General features: G+C 52.2%; 17 protein-coding genes. 10 read left to right on the top strand and 7 right to left on the bottom strand.

Going from position 1 to position 20,270, the window contains the following annotated elements; genetic code table 11:
- Positions 1 to 131 precede the first annotated feature (131 nt).
- Positions 132 to 1,751, top strand: coding sequence for a radical SAM protein (locus VMT62_05990; GenBank protein ID HVN95959.1), 1,620 nt, complete (start codon positions 132 to 134; stop codon positions 1,749 to 1,751).
- Between the two features lie 232 nt (positions 1,752 to 1,983).
- Entirely contained in the window at positions 1,984 to 2,409 is a 426-nt protein-coding gene (locus VMT62_05985) for a single-stranded DNA-binding protein (GenBank protein HVN95958.1), read from the top strand.
- 218 nt (positions 2,410 to 2,627) lie between these two features.
- Here VMT62_05985 and VMT62_05980 read toward each other — a convergent pair whose 3' ends face one another.
- Together VMT62_05980 and mtgA are read right to left on the bottom strand one after the other, a co-directional pair.
- Entirely contained in the window at positions 2,628 to 2,903 is a 276-nt protein-coding gene (locus tag VMT62_05980; GenBank protein HVN95957.1) for a TIGR04076 family protein, read from the bottom strand.
- Positions 2,904 to 2,952: 49 nt separating this feature from the next.
- On the bottom strand, positions 2,953 to 3,780 hold the full coding sequence (gene mtgA / locus VMT62_05975; GenBank protein ID HVN95956.1) for a monofunctional biosynthetic peptidoglycan transglycosylase: 828 nt from the start codon (positions 3,778 to 3,780) through the stop codon (positions 2,953 to 2,955).
- Between the two features lie 376 nt (positions 3,781 to 4,156).
- On the opposite strand from mtgA, the gene gatB reads away from it, so the two are divergent.
- From gatB to VMT62_05960, 3 genes are read left to right on the top strand one after another with little or no spacing between them, the layout of a single operon-like run.
- A complete protein-coding gene (gene gatB, locus VMT62_05970) occupies positions 4,157 to 5,608 on the top strand; it encodes an Asp-tRNA(Asn)/Glu-tRNA(Gln) amidotransferase subunit GatB (protein ID HVN95955.1) in 1,452 nt (483 codons plus the stop codon).
- Between the two features lie 10 nt (positions 5,609 to 5,618).
- Positions 5,619 to 6,647, top strand: a complete 1,029-nt coding sequence (mtnA, locus tag VMT62_05965; protein ID HVN95954.1) for an S-methyl-5-thioribose-1-phosphate isomerase — start codon at positions 5,619 to 5,621, stop codon at positions 6,645 to 6,647.
- 6 nt (positions 6,648 to 6,653) lie between these two features.
- Positions 6,654 to 7,418: an SAM-dependent chlorinase/fluorinase gene (locus VMT62_05960; GenBank protein ID HVN95953.1), complete on the top strand. Its 765-nt coding sequence runs from the start codon at positions 6,654 to 6,656 to the stop codon at positions 7,416 to 7,418.
- A 54-nt stretch (positions 7,419 to 7,472) separates the two neighbouring features.
- Here the strand turns inward: VMT62_05960 and VMT62_05955 are convergent, their stop codons facing one another.
- Entirely contained in the window at positions 7,473 to 8,117 is a 645-nt protein-coding gene (locus VMT62_05955) for a DedA family protein (protein HVN95952.1), read from the bottom strand.
- A gap of 159 nt (positions 8,118 to 8,276) precedes the next feature.
- Positions 8,277 to 9,815, bottom strand: coding sequence for a methyl-accepting chemotaxis protein (locus VMT62_05950; protein ID HVN95951.1), 1,539 nt, complete (start codon positions 9,813 to 9,815; stop codon positions 8,277 to 8,279).
- Positions 9,816 to 10,049: 234 nt separating this feature from the next.
- On the opposite strand from VMT62_05950, the gene VMT62_05945 reads away from it, so the two are divergent.
- Positions 10,050 to 12,236, top strand: coding sequence for a heavy metal translocating P-type ATPase (locus tag VMT62_05945; GenBank protein ID HVN95950.1), 2,187 nt, complete (start codon positions 10,050 to 10,052; stop codon positions 12,234 to 12,236).
- Positions 12,237 to 12,298: 62 nt separating this feature from the next.
- Positions 12,299 to 12,736 carry a DUF5661 family protein gene (locus VMT62_05940; GenBank protein HVN95949.1) on the top strand — a complete coding sequence of 146 codons (438 nt, stop codon included), beginning with the start codon at positions 12,299 to 12,301 and terminating at the stop codon, positions 12,734 to 12,736.
- Between the two features lie 78 nt (positions 12,737 to 12,814).
- On the opposite strand, the gene hemW is transcribed toward VMT62_05940, so the two are convergent.
- Genes hemW through VMT62_05925 form a run of 3 tightly spaced genes read right to left on the bottom strand, consistent with a single transcriptional unit; the run spans position 12,815 to position 16,078 of the window.
- Positions 12,815 to 13,936 carry a radical SAM family heme chaperone HemW gene (gene hemW, locus VMT62_05935; protein HVN95948.1) on the bottom strand — a complete coding sequence of 374 codons (1,122 nt, stop codon included), beginning with the start codon at positions 13,934 to 13,936 and terminating at the stop codon, positions 12,815 to 12,817.
- Complete coding sequence (lepA, locus tag VMT62_05930) at positions 13,929 to 15,725, bottom strand: translation elongation factor 4 (GenBank protein ID HVN95947.1); 1,797 nt, start codon at positions 15,723 to 15,725, stop codon at positions 13,929 to 13,931. Before lepA ends, hemW begins: the two co-directional genes overlap by 8 nt.
- Positions 15,722 to 16,078 carry a hypothetical protein gene (locus VMT62_05925; protein ID HVN95946.1) on the bottom strand — a complete coding sequence of 119 codons (357 nt, stop codon included), beginning with the start codon at positions 16,076 to 16,078 and terminating at the stop codon, positions 15,722 to 15,724. The genes lepA and VMT62_05925 overlap by 4 nt, the downstream gene beginning before the upstream one ends.
- 414 nt (positions 16,079 to 16,492) lie before the next feature.
- Here VMT62_05925 and VMT62_05920 point away from each other — a divergent pair, with 414 nt between their 5' ends.
- From VMT62_05920 to glyS, 3 genes are all read left to right on the top strand, one after another.
- Complete coding sequence (locus tag VMT62_05920) at positions 16,493 to 17,005, top strand: GNAT family N-acetyltransferase (GenBank protein ID HVN95945.1); 513 nt, start codon at positions 16,493 to 16,495, stop codon at positions 17,003 to 17,005.
- 280 nt (positions 17,006 to 17,285) lie between these two features.
- Entirely contained in the window at positions 17,286 to 18,161 is an 876-nt protein-coding gene (locus tag VMT62_05915) for a glycine--tRNA ligase subunit alpha (protein HVN95944.1), read from the top strand.
- A 30-nt stretch (positions 18,162 to 18,191) separates the two neighbouring features.
- Complete coding sequence (gene glyS, locus VMT62_05910; GenBank protein ID HVN95943.1) at positions 18,192 to 20,264, top strand: glycine--tRNA ligase subunit beta; 2,073 nt, start codon at positions 18,192 to 18,194, stop codon at positions 20,262 to 20,264.
- Positions 20,265 to 20,270 lie beyond the last annotated feature (6 nt).

Genomic DNA, 20,270 nt, shown 5'->3' with positions numbered 1-20,270 from the left:
CCAAAGACCGCCGCCGGAACCACCCTCTTTAAGCCCCTTGAGGAGGCTGCTCGCCGCTATCCCAAACGGCTCCGCAGGGCTCAAAACCTTTACCGAATGATCGAGAATCCGATCTGTGGTAATGTAATTACATGGCTACTCTAAAAAGACCGCCCAAGGGAAAGCGAGCGAGCCAGGGAGATCTTTCTGGCTCCGAAGCAGGCGCCATTCAAAAGAAATGGACCGGCAAAATCCCGGTTTGCGTGGTTTTCCCCAATACCTATTACATGGGTATGTCCAATCTTGCCGTGCACATGCTCTACAAGAAACTCAACCAGATGGATAACGTGGTGTGCGAGCGGTGTTTCTACGATGGGGCAACGAAGCCTCTCTCTCTTGAAAGCGCACGTCCACTTTCGTCATTCGATATCATATTCTTCACCCTCTCCTTTGAGCTTGACTATATAAACATCCCGAAAATGCTCGCGACCTCGTCGATACGCCTCAATGCCCGAGAACGGACCGACAAAGAACCGATCCTCGTGGGAGGCGGTATCTGCGTCATGTCAAATCCGGAGCCCCTGCACAATCTCTTCGATCTGTTCATCATGGGCGACATTGAAACAACCGTGGAGCCGTTTATGGAAACGTATGCTGATTTACGCGGCGCCGACCGGCAGGCGATCCTCGATGAGCTGAGCGCGTTTGAGTGGGCCTACAACCCGACGCGCCTTGACGTCACGTATAACGAAGATGGCACCGTGAGGAGCTTTGTCCCCGAAGCGTTCCATGTGAAAATGTCGCACTATCGGGGAAAGACGCTTGGCGCATCAGCTATCGTTACGGACAAAACCGAGTTCTCCCGCATGTTCCTCGTGGAAGGAACGCGTGGGTGCCCTTCGCGATGCCCTTTCTGCCTCATCGGTAACGTCTATGATTTTATTTACGATAACACAATTTGCACCACGCCTGACGTACCCAATATGGGCATTCTCGGGGGAGGGGTCTCTTTCTATCCCGGCATTGAGGAAATAGTGAAAAAAGCCAGAGAAGGCGGAATAAAGATCCACCTTCCCTCCATGAGGATCGACAAGGTTCCCCTGGAGCTTATACGGCTCATGCAAGATGAGATAAAGACGCTCACCTTTGGTATAGAGGCCGCAACCGAGAGGCTGAGGCGTTTCATTGGAAAGCCACTGACCGATGAAGCAATCTACGAAAGGGTCAATACGATCTTAGACATAAAACCGTTTCATCTCAAGCTCTACTTCATGGTTGGTTTGTACGGGGAGACCGGGGAAGATATCGAACGGATCGCCGAGCTTACAAAGAAGATCAAACACATAATGGTCAAAGGCGGCGCGAAAAAAGGCTTTGTCGGCGCCATAACGGTTCATGTAAGCCCGTTTGTGCCCAAGCCCGCGACGCCATTCCAGTGGCTTCCCATGGACCACATGGAAAGTCTGAAAAAGAAGATTGGCTGGCTCAAAAAGGCATTCGGGGCCATAGATAACACATATTTTACGCACGAATCGGTAAAGTTTAGCTTTCTCCAGGCGGTCCTATCGCGGGGCGACAGAAAGGTAGGGGACGTGATTTCGCGCCTGGCAGCAGGAGAGACGTTTTCCAGGGTTCTGACCGATAGCCCGGTTAATCTCAATTTTTATGCCCTCCGCCAAAGAAGCGAAAAAGAGGTCTTTCCCTGGGACTTCATCACAACAGACGCGTCAAAGAAACAACTCTGGCAGCGACTCGTGGCCGCGCTTGCGTAGATCTCTCGTTCTCGCGTGCCCTTTAGTTCGATCCGCTTTGGTTGAGGCAAGCCCGCCCTTGCAAATTTGGCTATCTTACAGCAGGTTTTCTCTCGATTTTCCGCTTTAGAACGGCCGGATCTGGTGTGTGCAGTGTCCAACGACCCCGGAACATGTGCATTGACATTTATGCTCCCTTCCTATAATGTTTACCTATCAAAAATAACGGAAAGGGTTCCTTAAGGGGGTAGAGATGTCCAACCTAAACAAAGTGTTGCTTATCGGAAGGCTGGGTGCAGACCCGGAACTTCGCTATACGGCCGACGGCGTGCCCGTGGCGACCTTCAACGTTGCCACATCGGAATCACGCAAGGACAAGAGCGGCACGAGACAGGAAAAAACCGAATGGCACCGGGTAGTGGCATGGCGGAAACTCGGGGAGATAGCCGGCGAGTATCTGAAGAAGGGGAGACTCGTCTACATCGAGGGCAAAATTCAGTCACGGGAGTATGAGGGAAAAGACGGCGTGAAACGAAAAACCTTCGAAATCATCGCTTCGGAAATGAAGATGATAGGTGGTGGCGGCGCCCCTCAGGGCGAAGAACGAAAACCCTATGCGAACCACAATAGTGACGACGAATTTGTGCCTGAAATTGAAGAAGATGATGTGCCTCTATAACGAAGACCTTACGGCAGGAGAGGGAGCCTAACCCGGAGAGAAACTCGCATGGTTTAGCGCCCCGCGCCGGTCGTCTCGCGCCTTTCCGGTCAGGTTATCTCACGGAGAGCGACAGGTGGACAATAAGACTCTTCACGCCAACAAGATGCGCCGACCGGTATAGCGTTCCTACTCAAATCAACACAAAGAGCTGCGGGAAAGCCCCGGATATGCGCGTCCTATCGTTTGGTTCGCGTGAGTTTCATGGTCACGAGGTTATAACTGTCGGGGCACTGCACCTCGATAGTATCTGAGCTCCACCAGGGCATTGCACCTCCGAACTGAAAGGTGCTGAGCGTTGGAAAGAGGTCATGATAGAAGAAACCGCATAGCCCCGCCGGATTGTGACAGCTAATCTCAAACGTTTCTCCGACGCTATGACCCGCGTTACACTTTGCTTTGACGCCTGTCACCGTACCTACAACCTTGTAACCGATCTCAGGATCTCTCGCCATCTTAACCTCCTTGATAAAGTTGCGTCTTTTGCTCTACGGCTCAACCGAATTATTGGCGGTTCAGCCTGCCGTCCGGCCCAGGCTGTTCTTGTCGAGGGCTCTCGTTGTCCCAGGTGTCTACCTGCGGGGTTTTGATAACTTCGTCGTATTCGGGGATCACGATACCGCGTCTCACCATAATATCGTAAATGATTTTCCCGCGTCGTTCGGCGTATTTTGATTTTCCGTCAATCCGGTAGCGAATGGGATTCGGAAGTATGGCTGCCAATTGCGAGGCCTCCTCGGCAGACAGGCCGCTCGCCGGTTTCCCGAAATAGTGCATGGAAGCGGCCTCGGCGCCGAATATTCCCTCGCCCCATTCGACAACATTGAGATAGATTTCCAAGATCCTCCGTTTTGAAAGTGTTCGTTCGACCCGCCAGGTGATAATCGCTTCTTTCAATTTCCTTACGGGGTTTTTTGCGGGGGTTAGGTAGAGGTTCTTCACGAGCTGCTGGCTGATGGTGCTTCCGCCAAAGGTGAACTTTCCCTTCTCGATATTCTTTTCCAACGCCTTTTCAATGGCATCGAGATCAAACCCGTGGTGAGACCAGAATTTGTCGTCTTCGGCAATGATCACGGCCTTGATCAGATAAGGTGAGATATTCGGGAGCGAAACCCATTTCCTTTGTATCTTTGTGCGCTTGCCCTTGGCTTTCCACTCCTTTTCGCGGTATTCCATAAAGGAGGTCTTGTTCGGGTTTTGTTTCTTCAGTCGCGATACGTCGGGATACATACAATAAAACCCGGCAAAGCATACGGCAAAGACAAGGACAAGGACGATAAAAAGCCTGATGAAGCCAAAACGCCCTGGCGTGGACCTGCCCCTTTTTGCCATTAAAGGCAATCCTCAGACCGGCGAGGGTCACTTTTGGTTTTCAAATCTCTTAACATCAACGAACGGCCCCGCGCGCGAAGTCACATGGGGCAGACGGCCGCCGCATTTTTCTATTTCCTTCATGGGCGATCTTCCTGGTGGGAATCTGCCTTTTTTGTCCCTCAGCCTTAACCATGTTTACCACGCGTCTCGCCCGTTTTGTTGTCCTCTTTTTTGCGCCCTGCCCATGGATTTTATCTATTAACATAATTGAATTGCCGGAAAAAGACAACTCGTGCCATGGCCCTCTTCATAATTTTTTTGAAAGAACAACCAAAACTGGTGTATATTTTCAGAGTCTTATAGAACAACCGTCAATACATTTTCGGGGTGCATTGTGGATTATGGTGATTATGAAGGCGTGATGGGGCTTGAGGTACATGCCCATCTTTTGACCAAGAGCAAAATATTCTGCGGCTGTTCCACGGAATTCGGCGCTCAACCGAACAGCCACACCTGTCCCACGTGCATGGGACTACCCGGGGCCTTGCCGGTGCTCAACAAGAAGGTCGTGGACTTTGCCATCAGGCTTGGCCTTGCACTACATTGCGGTATCAGCAACAAAAGTATCTTTGCACGAAAGAACTATTACTACCCCGATCTTCCCAAGGGGTATCAGATTTCTCAGTACGAAGAGCCCATCTGCACCAATGGATGGCTGGACATCCATATGAACGGAGAGAAGAAGCGGGTCAGGATCAACCGCATCCACATGGAAGAGGATGCCGGAAAGCTCGTCCACGAAAATACCATCGAGACGAGCTCCTACAGCATGGTAGACTACAACCGGTCGAGCACGCCCCTGCTTGAGATCGTCACTGAGCCCGATATATCCACACCGGAGGAGGCCTCGACCTACCTGAAGGCGCTCCGTGACATCCTCATCTATCTCGAGATCTGCGACGGCAATATGGAAGAAGGCAGCTTCCGATGTGATGCGAACGTATCGGTACGCAAGAAGGGGACAAGCGGACTCGGTACGCGCACGGAGATGAAAAATCTCAACTCTTTCAGATACATAGAGAGATCTCTCGATTACGAGATCGCCCGCCAGATAGAGCTCATCAAGAGAGGGGGTACGGTTGTTCAGGAGACGCGACTCTATAACGTTGATGAGGGCGTCACCTATTCCATGCGAGGAAAAGAGGAAGCCCATGACTATCGGTATTTCCCGGAACCCGATCTGTTGCCCCTTATTGTCAGTGACGAATGGGTTGAAGAGGTGAGAAAAACCCTGCCGGAATTGCCGCTCGAGAAGATAGAACGGTTCATGAACGACTACGGCCTTCCGCGATATGACGTGGAGATCCTCGTATCGGATAAAGACCTCGCCGATTATTTTGAGGCAGCCACAAAGCTCTTTTCTGAACCGAAGACCGTGAGCAACTGGATTATGACGGAACTATTAAGAGAGTTCAAGGAGTCGAACATATCACCCAAAGATTCGCCGCTTGCGCCAGAGCATCTTGCAGAACTGCTTATGCTCGTGAGAGATGGTACGATCAGTAACAAAATAGCAAAGGATATATTTCCCGAAGCCTTCAAAACCGGCACCTCTCCCAAGACGATCGTTAGGGAAAAGGGCCTCATTCAGATATCCGATGAGAACGCCCTTCAAGCCACGATTGATCAGATCATCGCCCGCTCTCCCAAAGAGCTGGCCGACTATCGAGCGGGCAAAGATAAGCTCATCGGCTTCTTTGTGGGCCAGGTCATGAAAGAGACCAAGGGAAAAGCAAACCCCAAGTTACTCAACGAACTGCTCTTAAGACGCTTGAAGGGCGAGTGAGGTTATAAGCATGACCGATCACATCTACTGGAAAGACGGGGTGTTATACCTCCTTGATCAAAGGCTTCTGCCTTTCAAGGTGACCTACGTAAAATGTAAAGACTTAAAAGACGTGGCTTTAGCCATCAGCAATATGACCGTCCGCGGTGCTCCGCTCATCGGCATCGTGGCCGCCTACGGGGTTGTGCTCGGCATTAAAGAAGTCATGAGGATGAAAAAGCCTGTCACGGAAAGCAACATACAGACAATCCTGAACAAGCTCGGCCATACGCGGCCCACGGCGGTGAACCTCTTCTGGGCCCTGCAGAAGATGGCCCGGGCCTATGAGAACTACAAAGGGGGCGACGATCTTTTTCAAGCCATGCTTGAAGAGGCAATCGCAATCCACGTCGATGACATCGAAAACAACCGCATGCTCTCCCTGTATGGTGCTGAACTAATCGATGACGGCGACACGATCCTTACGCACTGCAACGCCGGGGCCTTGGCGACCGGAGGGTATGGCACGGCGCTGGGAGTGGTCAGGGCGGCCCACGAATCGGGAAAGAAGATCAAGGTCATCGCCACGGAGACGCGCCCTTACATGCAGGGCGCACGACTCACCGTCTGGGAGCTCATGCAGGAAAAGATCCCTGTTGAGCTTATCCCTGAGAACCACGTGGGACTCATGGCCATGAGGAAAGGCATCGATAAGGTGATCGTGGGCGCAGACCGTATCGCCAAAAATGGCGACACAGCAAATAAGATCGGGACATTTATGCTGGCCCTTTGTGCACACCAGTTTGAGATTCCTTTTTTTGTTGCCGCACCGGTTTCTACCTTCGACCCGCGCACACAGAACGGAACGTACATCGATATCGAGGAAAGGGATGGCAATGAAGTAAAATACCTTAAGGGCGCATTGCTTACGGTAAAGGACGCCAAGGCTCGCTACTTCGGTTTCGACGTAACACCGCACAAGCTCATCTCGAATTTTATTACCGAAAAAGGAATTATCGCAAAGCCCTTCAAGAAGTACATCCCCATGCTCTTTCGGTAAAGAACGTTGAGCACGATTACCCTTTTATCCGATTTTGGCTTACACGACCCATACGTGGGCATCATGAAGGGCGTGATTCTCTCCATCAATGTTCACGTGACCGTGGTCGATATTACCCATGAGATAGAGCCTGGGGATATACGCGAGGCGGCCTTTGTCGTAGACGATTACTGGCGATTCTTCCCTTCTGACTCGGTGCATGTGGCTATTGTCGACCCTACGGTCGGAAGCGAACGAAGACCCATCGTGGTACGCAGGGATACCCATTGTTTCGTTGGCCCGGACAACGGCATCTTCACCCTCATCATGGATGGCGCGTCAGAGGTTTATGCTATTGAAAAGAACGAGTTCATGCTCAAGAAGGTAAGCGGGACTTTTCATGGCAGGGATGTCTTCGCACCGGCAGCCGCGCATCTCGCCCAGGGAATTGCACCTTCGTCTGCGGGAGAAGTCGTGCATGATCCCGTCCGCCTTGACCTTACACCCCGGGTGGAGAATAATGCCCTCAAGGGGCAGGTCGTCCGGATCGACCGGTTCGGCAATGCCATCACCAACATTAAAGGCGAATTTTTGAAAGACTTCGCAAATGGCCGCCCTTTTTCTGTGACCATCGCCGATCTCAAGTTCACGACTTTGAACAGGAGTTACTACGAAAGCCAATTTACCTGTCTCGCAGGCAGCTCGGGCTATATCGAATTCGGATATTTCAAGGGGAGCTTCGCGGCGATCAAGAATATAAAAAAGGGCGAGACGGTTTCGGTCTTCCTCTGACCGGTGCTTGACCCGGGCTCACCCCCGCTATCCGGGAGCCGCCATCCTTACGGATCATCCCTTCCTGAGCGTGTGCTGGCGGATGAATTCGATGACCGCGGGCATGACTGAGATAATAATGATAGCGAAGATGACAATGGTAAAGTTCCGTTTTATCATAGGAATATTGCCGAAGAAGTAGCCGCCAAAGGTAAAAGAGCCTATCCAGGAGATGCCGCCCACCAGATCGCGGCTAATGAACCGCCTGTAGGTCATTCTTCCGATGCCCGCCACAAAAGGGGCGAAGGTCCTGATAATGGGGATGAATCGGGCGATGATAATGGTCTTGCCCCCGTACTTTTCATAGAACTCATGGGTCCTGTTCAGATATTCTTTGTTCAAAAAAGGAACCCGTTCCTTGTGGAAGATTTTCGGCCCCACGAAATGACCTATTGTGTAATTTGTGCTGTTTCCGAGGATTGCAGCAGAGGCGAGCAGACCGAAAAGCGCGAGCACGTTCAAATCGCCCCGCGTGGCAAAGGCCCCAGCGGCGAACAGGAGCGAATCCCCTGGCAAAAAGGGCGTTACTACGAGTCCTGTTTCGCAAAAGATTATGAGAAAGAGTAAGAGATACGTCCATACGCCGTATGACCGGATTATCTCCCCCATATGCACATCGATGTGGAGGACGAAATCGATCGCCATATTAATGAGTCCCATGTCTCACCTCAGTAAAGACGCTTAAGGAAAAAATGTTACTATAGTACACTGATATAGAGAGGCGGTCAATGAAATTGGCCGGATGACCCGTGGTTATGCTCAAACTGTTTGGATATTATATCGTGAGACAAGATGGTGGAAACGAGACGGCAAGAAGGCTTATTTGTATACGCCGCAACTGATGACGTAGTCTTCCATTGCCTGCACGTAATAGACCTTCGGGTGGAGGGTCTTGGTGGCCGCATTAAGATAAACGCATTCGACCATGCCGCTACCTTTGGTTTTTGCCACGTGGATTGTTTCTCTCACGAAGTATTTTCCGTTGGGGTCCTGCATGTCGATCAAGTTCTTCCCCAGCCTGGAACGATCAGAGCCGTTGAGCAGTATGGTTCCGTTGAAATCCTGCGCTATGATGTACAGGCCGTTCTTTACAAATTCGCCCCTCGGATTGCTGAACTCTTCAAATGCTTTCTCTCTTCCGTGGGCCTTAATGTAAGCGGCTGCTTTTTCGACCATCCTTTTTCCGTCTTCCTCGGTAGCCATTTTGAACTGCGTCACGACTTTCTGTATATCCAGAGAAAGTTCGGCCATTTGGGAGATGGAACCGGCGTTCTGGTTTAAGTTCTCGGCCGTCTGTTTTATTGCCTCGGATATACGCTGGATATTCTGGGCTAATTCATTTGTCGTGGCGGTTTGTTGCTCAGATGCTACGGCAATCTGGTTTATCTCGGCGGCAACCGTGCCGACCTGTTTCAAAATGTCCTTGAGCGCACCGTCGGACTTTTTGGCTTCCTGGGTCCCCGTCTCCACGGTTCTGACCCCCTCTTCCATGGAGGTCACCGCCTGTTGCGTCTCGGACTGCATGGCCTTGATCGTTTCGCCTATATGTTTGGTGGCCTGAGTTGTTTTTTCCGCTAGCTTGCGGACCTCGTCTGCCACCACCGCGAAACCCCTGCCGTGTTCACCCGCCCTGGCCGCTTCAATGGCCGCATTCAGGGCGAGCAGGTTAGTCTGGTCCGCAATATCATTAATGAGATTGATGACGCCCCCTATTTCATCGGACCTTCTACCCAAGCCCTCTATGATCTGCGCAGAGGAGTTCACTATAGTGTGTACGCGGCTCATGACCTCGAGAGTCCCGTCTGCCACAGACTGACCGGTGAGCGCTGATTGATTTGCCTTTTCCGAGCTTTTGGCCGCAGACACGCAATTCTCGGCTATTTCGGCAGATGTGGTGGACATCTCCTCGCCGGCGGTCGCCACGGAGTTGACCTGAGCCACGGCGTCATTCATCCCGGCTATCATGAGCTTATATGCTTTGTCCAGGGTATAAGCGGTGCTCGATACAACGTAGCTGTCTTTTGCGAAGTGCGTTAATATGCCATGCAGCTTCTCTAAGGAGGCGTTGAAATTGAGCGCCACCTGGCCTAATTCATCCCGCTCGCCGGTGGGGACGCGCCTGGTGAGATCTCCTCCTGCCACAGCCCCTACGGCGTCGTTCATCTTTCTGATCGGCGTGAGTATGCTCTTTGATACGAAGATTGCTACGAGAAAACAGACGATAATGCCGGCGATTGCAATCCCCAGGGAAACGTACTTCCAATCGAGGATCACGGCCACCAGGACGAACGCGAAAAACCCTGATGCTACAGTCGGTATACTGAGTATGCGTTTTGATATCTTTGTGCTTCCAATCATCAAGCTCGCCCGCCAATCACCAGAGTAACCTCACATCTGCCCCCTGTGTTTATTATCGACCTTTTTCAGAAAATATTAAACATAAAAAAGCGCACGCGCGCGCCACCCTCTTCCGTTGTGCTCTGTGACAGAACACGAATTCTCTCCCCCCTGTCAGGCTCGTTGTTATTTAAGCCCTTCTGTCCTATAATGTAGTTCCTATTTAGATTCAAGGTAATAGCGAGGAGGACCTACATGTCGGAAAAGATTGAGCTTCCCATCACCGGCATGAGCTGTGCCGCATGCTCTGCCCGCATTGAAAGGGAGCTCAACAAGATGGATGAGATTAAAGAAGCCCACGTAAATTTTCCCCTCAAGAAAGCGGTCATTGTGCCGCGGGGCGATATTGAGCTGAAAAAGGTTATTTCGCTCATTCGCGATATCGGATACGACGTTGACGTGGAAGCCGATGTAACGGTGAGGGCGCAGAAGGAAGAGAGGGAATTGAAGAAATCCTTTATCGGGGCTGTCTGCCTCTGCGTGCCAATTTTAATTTTGTCCCTGTGGGCGGCGCTTCCGTATAACAATAGTGTTTTGCTCCTGCTCGCGATTCCCGTTCAGTTTTATTTCGGTATGCGGTTCCATCGGGCGGCTTATCTCGGTCTTAAACACATGAGCGCCGACATGAACACGCTCATATCCGTGGGTACCTCGGCGGCCTTCTTCTACAGCGTTGTCGTCACATTCTTCCCATCAACGATCAGCTCTGCCGGTGTTATGCCCATGACCTATTTTGATTCGAGTGCCACGATCATTACACTTATCCTTCTCGGCCGCTACTTCGAATCAAAGGCAAAAACACGCACCTATACAGCCATCAAGATGCTCTACGAACTCTCGCCCAAAGAATGCGCCGTGATAAAAGACGGCCGGGAGGTGCGAGTGCCTACGGATACGCTGGAGGTGGGTGATCTCGTGCTCGTGAAACCGGGCGAAAGACTGCCCATTGATGGCGCGGTCGTGCAGGGTAGCACCTACGTGGATGAATCCATGATTACAGGGGAAAGCATCCCGGTATCAAAGGGCATGGGTGATGAGGTAATCGGCGGTACCATAAACGGCAAAGGTTCCATAACGGTGAGGACTACGCGTATCGGCAAAGATACAGTCCTTGCAAAGGTGATTCGTCTCGTCGAAGAAGCGCAGTTCACAAAAGCGCCTGTTCAGAGGCTTGCCGATAAAGTCGCCGGGGTCTTTGTGCCCATAGTCATCATCGTGAGTATTTTCGCGTTTTTGGCCTGGTTCTTTTTGGGTCCTGAACCCAGGATCACGAATGCGCTGCTCTCCTTCGTGAGCGTGCTTATCATCGCCTGTCCCTGTGCGCTCGGTCTCGCCACACCCACCGCTATTATGGTAGCGACCGGTGTGGGCGCCAAAAGAGGAATCCTTATTAAGACCGCCGAGGCCCTGGAACTGACGAACAGAACAAGATACGTTCTCTTCGACAAAACTGGTACGTTGACCGAGGGCACGGTGATTCTTTCCGATGTGATGCCGCTCGGCGGTGCCTCGGAAAAAGACCTGCTGGAGGTCGCATTCAATCTTGAGCGCCAGTCCGAACACCCCTTTTCTGACGCCCTTCGGAAAAAAGCCGAAGAATTGAGGTTCATGCCTGTTCCGGTAGAGGATTTCCGCGCAATTGTGGGAAAGGGTGTGAGCGGAAAGATTGGCGATGCACGCTATGTGATCGGCAATAGGAGCCTCTATGAAGAGCGTGGAGGAACGCTCGACCAAGCTGTCGCGGAACAATATGAAGCAAGGGCTAAAGCAGGGGCATCCCCGGTGCTTGTCTGGGGGGATGAGGGTATACTGGGTATTCTCGCTTTCAGCGACAAGGTGCGCGACGAATCGCGTGAGGTAGTAAGCAGCCTCAAGGCCATGGGGATTGAGGCTGTCATGATAACGGGCGACAGCATGGAGGGGGCCCAATCGATCAGCGAAAAGGTAGGAATAAAGAGATATTTCTCTCGAGTCCTGCCTGAAAAGAAAGCAGAGATCGTGGAAGATTTCAGAAAGAACGGCGTGACAGTTATGGTGGGGGACGGCATCAACGATGCCCCTTCGCTCGCGGCAGCCGATGTGGGCGTTGCCATGGGCAGAGGAACGGACATCGCCATCGAGTCCGCCGATATTGTGCTTATGAAGGGGCAGCTTTCACGCCTTTTGAGCCTCGTGAGACTCTCAAGGAAGACGCTGCTCGTGATAAAACAGAACCTTTTCTGGGCCTTCATTTACAACGTCCTCGGTATACCCATCGCCTTCGGCGTGCTCTACCCTTTCTTTCACATCAGATTTGAGCCCATTTTCGGAGCGTTTGCCATGGTGGTGAGCTCCATCTCAGTGGTGAGCAACTCGCTCAAGCTCAAGCTGTTCAAGGACTAAACTATCGAATTCTATCGGCCGGTCATATAAGGTTTATAGAGCCTCAAAAAAAGGAGAACGTCATGAAGTTACCGGAATACATTACTAAGCAAGAAGTGAGTAAGATTTGCAAGACTTTGAAGATCAGGGATTGGACAAAGCTGAAACAGGCGAAGGTGCTGCCGAAAGAAGCAAGGACGATCCTCCGCGAGATGAGCGCTGCCAGAATGGGTATCGACCCCGAAGAGTTTCGCAAAGGCCTGGAGGTGGAGTTGGAACACGGCGTCAGGTTCAAAGACGCCAACGTGACCAACAACCATCCCATCATAACCGGGATGATTGTGCTGGCGCACCTTAAGGAGTCCCTCGATTACTACAAGCTCCTTGACGTGGCCGAGCTCGAGGGAGATCTCTTGAAGGCCGTAGCCGCGGGCAACGTCGCAAAGATCAGGAAGGAATACAAGAAGCTCGCCCAGGCCAGGATTACGCTCGCGAAGGCCGAGGCCGCTCAGGTCAGATAGAGCGGGCCCTGGCTTCGAATGAAGGTCGCTTTATGCTTTGGTAAAAAACGTTGAGAGCTTAAAGGGTCCCAAAGAAGATTATGCGGGGATAAGAAGCGGAAGCCTATCCGCGAGGAGATATCCTTTTACGGTAGGTACGATTCTGTCGGCATCTCTAGTCACGAGGTTTCGCGCAATCAAATCCTCGATGACCCGGGAAGATTGATGATTATCGAGCGCCCCTCTTATCTCAACCCCCTCGAGATTACGGAAACCGAGAAAGAGCCTCTCCAGCTCGAGCTGTTCCGAAGAAAGGGTCTCGCTTCCCTCCACCGGCCTTCTGCGCTCGCTGAGCGCCGTGCAATACTCATTAACGGAAGCGCAGTTCCACCACCTTGTGCCATTGGAGAAGGAATGGGCGGCGGGCCCGAGCCCCAGGTAAAAAGCGTGACGCCAGTACTTAAGATTGTGGCGGGAACGATACGCCTTGCCCCGCGCGAAATTGGACACCTCATAATGGTCGAATCCCTTGTCGCGCAGAAACTGAGAGGTGGCCAAAAAGAGCCTCTCCTGTTTTTTTGCAGAGGGCAAGTTGAGGCCTCCTTTGGCCGCCAATCGTCCGAGCGGCGTTTCGTGATGAAGGGTGAGCTCATAGCAGGAAATATGAGCCGGTCCGCGTGAGGCTGCCTCGTTGAGGGTCGCCATCCAGTCCGACTCGGTCTGGCCGGGCAGCCCATAGATGAGGTCAATGCTCCAATTGACAAATCCTGCGCCGTGAACGAGATCGATCGCCCTTCGCGCGCCTTCCGCCGTATGTCTTCTCTTGAGGAAGACAAGTTCCCTGTCGTTGAGCGATTGCAAGCCAAGGCTCACCCGGTTTATCCCGAGGTCCTTATAGAGTTTGAGCTTCTTTTTGGTTACATCATCAGGGTTCATCTCTACGGTGCACTCTGTATCGGGGGCAAAGTTAAACGTTGATCTGATGTCGTTTACCAGGTCTGTGAAGTCCTTTTCGGTCATGACCGAGGGTGTACCCCCTCCAAAATAGAGCGAGTCGAAACGACCGAACATTTCTCTATATGAGAGCGCCTCAGCGCTCACTGCCTTGACGAATGCCCGGTGAGCCGAGGCGTCGGCAATGGAGTAGAAATCACAATATGCACACTTGGTCTTGCAGAAGGGTACGTGCACATAGAGTCCCGGCTCTTCCCCGCTATTCATCGTCCGTCTTTAAGGCCGCCAGAAAGGCGCTTTGAGGTATCTCCACATCGCCTACCATACGCATCCGTTTCTTGCCTTTCTTTTGTTTCTCCAAAAGCTTCCTCTTTCTCGTCACATCACCGCCATAACATTTGGCGGTCACATCTTTTCTGTAGGCTGAGATGGTGGACCGTGCAATGATCTTACCGCCGATAGCGCCCTGGATCGCGATCTTGAATTGCTGTCTCGGTATTTCGTCCTTCAATCTTTCGCAGACCCGGACCGCCCGTTCCCTGGCATTATCACGATGAACCAGGATCGAGAGTGCATCGACCTTTTCCCCGTTCACCAGTATGTCGAGTTTTACGAGGTCGCTCTCGCGATAATCGATGATTTCATAGTCAAAGGAACCGTAACCCTGGGTGATGCTCTTCAGCCTGTCATAAAAATCGAATATCACCTCGGCGAGCGGCATGTCGAAAGTTATCTCAACCCTGCCGGGCGTGGGGTAGTTGAGGTGTGAGTTCACGCCTCTGCGGTCCATACAGAGCTTAATGACCGCGCCCACATAGCGCTCTGGCACAAGGATACTCGCGCGTATGTACGGTTCTTCCGATTTTCGTATCTTGGCCGGGTCGGGATAGTAAAGCGGATTATCGACCTCTACCATGGCACCCTCGTTCAAGTAGAAGCGGTACTGGACGGACGGTGCCGTCATGATGATGGACTGATCGAATTCCCTTTCAAGCCGTTCCTGAACGATCTCGAGATGAAGAAGCCCCAGAAAGCCGCACCGGAAGCCCTGGCCTAAGGCTGCGGAGGAATCCTTCTCGTAGACAAGCGCCGCATCGTTCAATTTGTATTTCTCCAGGGCATCCACCAGCGAGGGATAATCATCGGAGGCGATGGGATAGATCGAAGAAAACACAACGGGTTTTACCTCGACAAAACCTGGTAGGGGATGAGCTGCCGGGTGTGTATCCAGGGTTATGGTGTCGCCGATACGCGTGTCGCTTACCGTTTTAATCCCTGCGATCAGGTAGCCCACCATGCCGGCTGTGAGCTCCTTCTGGGGCTCCCGGGCAAGCCGAAAGACCCCCACCTCTTCTACCTTATATGTAGTGCCGTTGGACATAAGCCGGATGATATCCCCGTGTCTCACCGTACCGTCGAAGATGCGACAGCTTACGATCGTACCCCGGAATGGATCATAGTGGGCGTCAAAAATGAGCGCTGTGAGCGGTTTTGACGAATCGCCGCTCGGCGGAGGGATTCTCTCAATGACCGCCTTGAAGATGTCTTCGATGCCGGTGCCCTCTTTTGCCGAGCAGAGGATTGCCGATTCTGGGTCGAGCCCGAGCTCGTGGTCTATCTCGTGCTTCACCCGCTCAATATCGGCAACCGGAAGGTCTATTTTATTGATAACAGGAATGATGACGAGATTGTGCTCCAATGCGGCATAGAGATTTCCAAGCGTTTGCGCTTCGACGCCCTGGGCCGCATCGATGAGCAAAAGCACTCCCTCGCAGGAAGCAAGTGCCCGCGACACCTCGTACGAAAAATCCACATGGCCCGGGGTGTCGATGAGATTCAATTCGTAGGGCTCCCCGTCGTCAGCCACATAAGGGAGATCAACGGTCTGACTCTTTATGGTGATGCCCCGCTCGCGCTCGATGTCCATGTTATCCAGGATCTGGTCCCGAAACTGCCGGTCATCGATCAAGTGCGTGTACTGGATGAGACGGTCCGCGAGCGTTGACTTGCCGTGGTCTATGTGCGCGATGATGCTGAAATTTCTAATATGTTTCATGAGCGGGGGGTCTTTTTCACCATCTCTATATCAACTTCCGTACCGAAATCGTTAAGAAGCGCTTGTTGAAGCGTCGCTGCATCTTCTTCTTTCTCTATTTCAATAACGAGTTCGCGATCATCGAGGACTTTCAGCTTACCATATTTCTTTACGACCTCAATCACCTTGTAGGGATCTGTGGTCACCCATCCCTTCATCCGCTTCACGAGTTCCTCGCCGCTGAAGGCGCGCTCTATGGTGAGATCCACCCTGCGCTTTTTTGCCTCCCATCCCACAAGCGCCGGCTGCACGACCATGGGGGTCACAGGGTCATGCATGGCTGCGCATCGAAACCAGAGCTTTGCACGCACCATCGATAACCTCCTTTACTTTCAAGAGTTCTTTGACCAGCCACTACATTAATGGTTTGCGCCTGTAAAGTCAAGTCCGGTAAAAAAAGGGCATCGGGTCAGTCTGTTACGAGCACGAATCTTGCGAATCTGAAACGCTTTGTTTGTATGGTGGCCTACTCCACCCGCGGCCACGAGCTACCCTGCTATAGTCCGCGGATATTGCATCTGAACCGTACAATGCCTCGCAGCGCACAGCGCAGCTTACGGAGGAAAATCAACATGCCATTGCGGGTTTTCTTGCCGGGCCATGTGCTGCATGCCGCCGCCGTAAACCCCGAATACGCGTTTGCGCAGATTTCGTGCGTTACTGCCTCGATCGCATTGGATGCCTTGAAGTGAATCGGAAAACCCGATACAATACGGCGAGGGTCAAAGATGTATACTATAGAGGCCGAACGCCTTATCGTGAGGGAGCTTACCGATTCTGACGTGCCGCTGCTCGCTCAGATGTTCGCCAGGCCGACGACCATGCAGTGGCTTTTCGGAGGCACCCCCATGTCGGCAGAAGAGGCGGGACGTTTTATCAGGGAGCATTTCACCTTTGGGAGGCTATCCTATGGACTCGGCGTGCTGTGCGAGAAAAAGCCTGAGCGCTTTGTCGGTTTCGCGGGACTCTTACCGTGCCGGTATCTCTATGAGGACGATTTTGAACTGGGTTTCGCCCTGATTGAGGATGCGCGGCGAAAGGGCTATGCCACGGAAATCGGCAGGGCTCAAATCGTCTACGGGTTTGAAACCCTGAGCGTACATCGTCTGCTTGCGCTCGTCCACCCGCAAAACAGAGCGTCTTTGCGCACTTTGGAAAAGATCGGCATGAAGCTTTTAAAGACGATCCGGACGGAGGAGCGTGGACCACGGCGTGTCTACGTTGTCAAAAGACCTGCCTGAGCCATCGATACAGATTCTTTGGTCCACTGATCGTTATCTCGCAGTTGATATCCCGGTTCGCCTGTGCGCGCGGCTTCGTACGAGAGTGACGGATTTGCAATCTCCTTTCTTTGTGTAATCGCAAACCGGCTTGTACGCATAAAAGCTCGTCTTCTTCTCACCGGAGCTTCTCACAAAAGAAGCGGACGAATATGATTATCGGCCATGAAAGCCGCACAGCCGTACGTCGAAATCATTGGCGTAATACGTCTCTTTTGTGGTATAGAAAAAGGGGTTTTTCATGATGTATTTTCAAGACTTGATATTGGCATTACAGAAGTTCTGGGCGGACAAAGGCTGTATCGTGCAACAGCCCTACGACGTGGAAGTCGGGGCAGGCACGTTTCATCCCGCCACGTTTTTGCGATGCCTTGGTCCCGAGCCCTGGAACGCTGCATACGTGCAGCCCTCACGAAGGCCAGCCGACGGGCGCTACGGTGAAAATCCGAACCGACTCCAGCACTACTATCAGTTCCAGGTTGTGATGAAACCGTCGCCCAAAGAGATTCAGGACATCTATATTGAAAGCTTGAAAAGCTTCGGCGTTGACACATCATATCATGATATCCGTTTTGTGGAAGATGACTGGGAATCGCCCACGCTTGGCGCCTGGGGCTTAGGATGGGAAGTGTGGCTCGACGGCATGGAAATCACGCAGTTCACTTACTTTCAGCAGGCAGGCGGCGTCAACCTTTCGCCCATCACCGTGGAGATCACCTACGGCATTGAACGCATCGCCATGTATCTGCAGGACGTGGATAGCGTCTATCGCATCAGATGGAACAAGGATGTTCTCTACGGGGACGTATTCCTCGATCCGGAGCGGGAGTTCTCCACGTACAATTTTGAGGAATCTGATCCGGCCATGCTTCGGAGCCTCTTCGATACCTTTGAGCGCGAAGGGGAGAAACTGGTAAGGGGAAGGGGACTCATCTATCCCTCCTATGACTTCTGTCTCAAATGTTCCCATGTCTTTAACCTTCTCGATGCACGGGGCGCCATCAGCGTCACAGAGCGGGCAAATTATATCGGCAGAGTGCGTAATCTCGCAAAGATGTGCGCCGAGCTCTACGTGCAAAAAAGAGAGGAACTTGGTTTTCCGCTTCTGAAAAAGTAAGATGCTTAGCTCTTAACAATGGAGTCCCGCTTGAGAACGTTATTGCTTGAGATTGGCACAGAAGAGATCCCCGCGCGGTTTCTCGCGCCCGCAAAAGAAGGGTTCAAGAAACTTCTCGAAGAGGCACTTGTCCGATCGCGCATTGTGCATGGCGAGATTACGGTCAAGGCCACACCACGGCGCATGGCCGCCATGGTGCACGATGTGGCGGAAAAACAGGAAGAAACCACGATCATCAAGTACGGCCCCCCCTGGAACCGGGCTTACGACGAATCAGGCAAGCCCACCAAGGCTGCGCTCGGATTTGCAAAATCACAGGGCGTTGAGCCTGATGCCGTAAAAAAGGGCGTAAAGGATGGCGTCGAATTTGTCACTGTAGAAAAATTCGAGAAGGGCGAAGACACGAAAACGATTCTCGCGGCGATTCTCCCGGATGTTATTGCCCGGGTTCCCTTTCAGAAAAAGATGCGCTGGGGTGCCGAAACTTTCGAATACGCGAGGCCCATTCAATGGGTTCTCTGTCTTTTAGGTGACGAACCCGTGGAATTTTCGGTTGCCGATGTGACAAGCGGCAACACCACACGCTGCCACCGGTTTCTGTCCACAGGAAGCGTGGTTGTGAGCGACGCCTCGGTATATATGGATACGCTCCGGAAGCACTACGTCATCATCGACGAGGCCGAGCGGCTTACCACGGTTAAGGCCGGTGTCAAGCGCATTGAAGACGAGGTCAAGGGCCATGCAGTGGGCGACGAGGAATTGATCCAGGAGATCATCTATATCACAGAGTATCCCTACCCGCTTCTTGGCACCTTCGAAGAGGCCTACCTGAATCTCCCGAAAGAAGTTCTGGTGAACGTGATGAAGAGTCATCAGCGCTATATCCCCGTGGAAGACGATAAAGACGGTCTCAAACCGTGCTTTATATTTTTCGCCAATACGATCCCCAAAGAGGACAAGAACGTGGTGCATGGCAACGAGAAGGTGCTCAAGGCGCGCCTGGCCGATGCACGGTTCTTCTATGAGGAAGACAAGAAGTTAAGGCTCATCGACCGCTCCGAGCGGTTGAGCTCCATTGTTTTTCACGTGAAGCTCGGCACCCTGAAGGACAAGACCGATCGCGTGATCGCAATCGGCGATTATCTTGCCTTAATGATCGATCAAGGTCTTAGGGCCAAAGTCGCTGACGCAGCACGAATCATGAAGGCCGACCTGGCGACGCATATGGTCGGAGAATTCCCTGAGCTACAGGGTACCATGGGAAGGATCTACGCGCTTGCAGAAGGCGAAGACAGAGACGTGGCAGAAGCTATCGAAGAACACTATCTGCCTGCAAGCGGAGACGGCAAGCTGCCTGCAACGTGGGCCGGGGCGATTTTAAGCATCGCCGACAAGGCCGATTCCATCATGTCTTTCTTCTCGGTTAACATTGCGCCCACAGGTAACCTTGACCCCTACGCCCTTCGCAGACAGTCTTTAGGGATCGTGCGGATTGTGCTTAATAAGAAACTACATATTTCCCTTGAGGGCCTGCTGAAAGCTGCGTATGACAGCGGATCGAAGATCCCAAAGAGGCTCCCCTTCGAAGAGACCAGGGCAGCGATCCTCGATTTTATCGTCACACGCTTCAAGTTCTTGATGCTCGAAGAGAACCACGACCAGGATTACGTGGAGAGTGTGCTCGACCTTGTCTCACGTGACATCTACGACGGGTATGAGCGTCTGATCGCCCTCGAAACGCAAAAGTCCAAAGAAGATTTCGACAGGCTCATGGTTGGTTTCAGACGTGTGTACAATATCACCAAGCAGATTGAGACGGACCCCGCTGTGGATACTCGAATCTTTGCTCTTAATGAAGAGAGGGACCTGTTCAATTTGTACGAAGCGAGCCGCGAGGTCTTCATCAAGCTCATTGAAGAGCGCGCGTATGCCAAGGCCCTGTCAGTGCTCGTCGGTTTTAAAGAGAGCATCGACAACTATTTCGATAAGGTTTTTGTCATGGACAAGGACGAGACCGTAAGGAACAACAGGCTTGCTGCACTTGCAAAGATAAAGAATATGTTTCTGACGTTTGCCGATTTTTCAAAAATCCGCGTCGAATGAGGAGGA

This window comes from Syntrophorhabdaceae bacterium (assembly GCA_035541755.1).
GTDB lineage: Bacteria > Desulfobacterota > Syntrophorhabdia > Syntrophorhabdales > Syntrophorhabdaceae > PNOF01.
This window is presented reverse-complemented; position numbering and strand designations above follow the sequence as displayed.